Origin of the sequence: Mesorhizobium sp. M7A.F.Ca.CA.004.06.1.1 (assembly GCF_003999135.1) — a bacterium.
In the GTDB taxonomy this organism is placed as follows: domain Bacteria; phylum Pseudomonadota; class Alphaproteobacteria; order Rhizobiales; family Rhizobiaceae; genus Mesorhizobium.
Map to the genome: position 1 here is coordinate 1 of NZ_RZPQ01000708.1, position 3,085 is coordinate 3,085.

The window sequence follows — 3,085 nt, forward strand, 5'->3', positions numbered from 1 at the left end:
GTGCTGGAAACGACCGAGCCGGCGCCGCCTGGCGATCCGGCGGCTCGCGCGGCACTGGTCGGGCGGGCAGGGGGCAGCGCCCGCAACGCGATCCTGTTGACGCAGTATGGCGGGCTGGAGATCGCCTCCACGCTCGACGCTCTGGTCACCGGCAGAAAGAGCGATGTCGGCGGCGCGTTTCGCCTCGCCGAAGCCGTGGCCGGCCGCGATCAGGCGATCCAGTTCGATATCTTCAACCGCCGGGCGCTGGACCTGTTGTCGGACGCGGCAAGTCAGGCAGCACTGGCGGGCGATCTCGCACGGGCCAAAAAATTGTCGGACACTTGGCATGAGGCGCTGGACGCTATATCTGAGACCGATACCTACAATCTCGACAAGAAGCAGCACGCCCTGATCATGATCGACCGCCTGAATTCTGCAATGCGAATGTGACGGTTTTCCCGATGCATGCCGTTGTCCCCAAAACCGGGGCCACTTTTGGGCGGCATGCATTGGCATCGGGATGGCAAATGCTGCCTCGATACGATATCCACCGCCACGCCTTTCCATTCAGACATTCATGACGGTTCATTCATGTCACGCGACAAGTTCTACATCACCACCCCGATCTTTTATCCGAACGGCAAGCCGCATATCGGCCACGCCTATACGGTCATTGCAACCGATGCCCTGGCGCGCTTCCAGCGCCTGGATGGCAAGGACGTATTCTTCCTGACCGGTACCGACGAACACGGTCTGAAGATGCAGCAAACGGCCGAGAAGGAAGACATAACGCCGCTGGCGCTGGCCGACCGCAATTCGGCGATTTTCCGCGCCATGACCGATGCGATGGGTGGCTCGAACGACGACTACATCCGCACGACGGAACCGCGCCACTACGAATCCTGCCAGGCAATCTGGAAGGCGATGGCCGCCAATGGCGACATCTATCTCGACCGCTATAGCGGCTGGTACTCGGTGCGCCAGGAAGCCTATTTCGACGAAGGTGAGACGATCGTCGGCGACGACGGCGTGCGTCGCGAACCGCTTGGATCGCCCGTCGAATGGAACGAGGAAGAAAGCTACTTCTTCAGGCTTTCCGCCTATCAGGACAAATTGCTGGCGCTTTATGAGAGCCAGCCCGACTTTGTCGGTCCGACCGAGCGCCGCAACGAGGTGCTCAGCTTCGTCAAGTCCGGGCTGAAGGATCTGTCGATCTCGCGCACGACCTTCAAATGGGGCGTGCCGGTGCCGGGCGACGACAAGCATGTGATGTATGTCTGGGTCGATGCCTTGACCAACTACATCACCGCCGCCGGCTATCCCGACACAAAGGCCGAGCAATGGCGCTATTGGCCGGCTACGCACATCATCGGCAAGGACATTGTCCGCTTCCATGCGGTCTATTGGCCGGCCTTTCTGATGTCGGCGGGCATCGAGTTGCCAAAGCGCGTTTTCGCGCATGGCTTCCTGTTCAACCGCGGCGAGAAGATGTCGAAATCGGTTGGCAACGTCGTGGATCCATTCGCGATGGTCGAGCACTACGGTCTCGACCAGGTGCGCTACTTCTTCCTGCGCGAGGTGCCCTTCGGCAACGACGGCAGCTACAGCCATGACGCGATCGTCAACCGCACCAATGCCGACCTTGCCAATGGTCTCGGCAACCTGGCGCAGCGCTCGCTGTCGATGATCGCCAAGAACTGCGGCGGCGTGGTGCCACAGCGCGGCGACCTGACGGATGCCGACAGCGCGATCCTGGACCAGGCCGTCGCCGCTCTCGACACCGCGCGCAAGGCGATGGCCGAGCAGGGCATCCATCTGGCGCTGGCGTCGATCTTCGGCGTGGTGGCGGAAGCCGATCGCTACTTTGCCGGAGAGGCGCCATGGGCGTTGAAGAAGACCAACCCGGTGCGCATGGAAACGGTGCTGTGGACGACCGCCGAAGTCGTGCGCCGCGTGGCGGTGCTGTGTCTGCCCTTTACTCCGGGATCAGCCGCCAAACTGCTCGATCTGCTGGCGGTGCCGGCGGACAGCCGCGATTTCGCGCATGTCCACGCGGACCATGCGCTGGTGCCGGGCACCGCGTTACCCGTGCCGGAAGGGGTTTTCCCACGTTACGTCGACCAGCCGGACGCGAACGTCTGATGCTCGTCGACAGCCACTGCCATCTGGATTTTCCAGATTTCGCCGAGGAGCGGGCTTCCATTGTCGCTCGCGCCAAGGCGGCCGGTATAGGCCGCATGGTGACGATCTCAACTCGCGTGAAGAGATTTCAGCAAATTATTGAAATTGCAGAGACTTTCGACGAAATATACTGTTCGGTCGGCACCCATCCGCACAATGCCGCGGAAGAGCTAGACGTAACATCTGCCGATCTGGTACGGCTGGCCGCCCACCCGAAAGTGGTTGCGATCGGCGAGGCCGGTCTCGACTATTTCTACGACAAGGCGCCACGCGATGCGCAGGCACAAGGCTTTCGCAATCACATCGCCGCCGCACGCGAAACGGGGCTGCCGCTGGTCATCCATTCGCGCGATGCCGATGCAGATATGGCTGATATTCTTGAGGCCGAAACGGGGAAGGGCGCCTTCCCCTTCATCCTGCATTGCTTTTCTTCCGGACATAGGCTCGCCGAAATTGGCGTCGCTCTCGGCGGCTACGTGTCGTTCTCGGGTATCCTGACCTTCAAGAATTCGGCTGAGTTGCGCGCCATTGCCGCCGATGTGCCGCATGACCGCCTGCTGGTCGAAACCGACGCGCCCTACCTGGCGCCCGTGCCGTTTCGCGGCAAACGCAACGAGCCGGCCTATGTCGCCCATACCGCCAAGGTGCTGGCCGAAACCATCGGCGTCAGCGAAGCTGAAATCGCCGATCTGACGACGGATAATTTCTTCCGGCTGTTCGGCAAGATGCCGCGGCCTGTAGAGCAAAGCGCCTGAACGATGACCGACCGGCTGCGCCTCACCATTCTCGGCTGCGGCTCGTCGCCGGGTACGCCGCGCATCACCGGCGACTGGGGCAATTGCGACCCCGACAACCCGAAGAACCGGCGCACGCGTGCCGCCGCACTCGTCGAGCGGATCGCGTCGAATGGCGGCCGCACGAC

The 3,085-nt window shown here is 62.0% G+C and carries 2 protein-coding genes and 2 pseudogenes; all 4 read left to right on the forward strand.

Annotated features, from left to right (window positions below; translation table 11 throughout):
• A pseudogene (locus EN906_RS28785) lies at positions 1-432 on the forward strand (DNA polymerase III subunit delta'); the annotation flags it as partial.
• Positions 433-573: 141 nt separating this feature from the next.
• On the forward strand, positions 574-2,124 hold the full coding sequence (metG, locus tag EN906_RS28790) for a methionine--tRNA ligase (protein WP_127269114.1): 1,551 nt from the start codon (positions 574-576) through the stop codon (positions 2,122-2,124).
• Positions 2,124-2,918: a TatD family hydrolase gene (locus tag EN906_RS28795; protein WP_127269113.1), complete on the forward strand. Its 795-nt coding sequence runs from the start codon at positions 2,124-2,126 to the stop codon at positions 2,916-2,918. Before metG ends, EN906_RS28795 begins: the two co-directional genes overlap by 1 nt.
• A 3-nt stretch (positions 2,919-2,921) precedes the next feature.
• A pseudogene (locus tag EN906_RS38545) lies at positions 2,922-3,085 on the forward strand (MBL fold metallo-hydrolase); the annotation flags it as partial.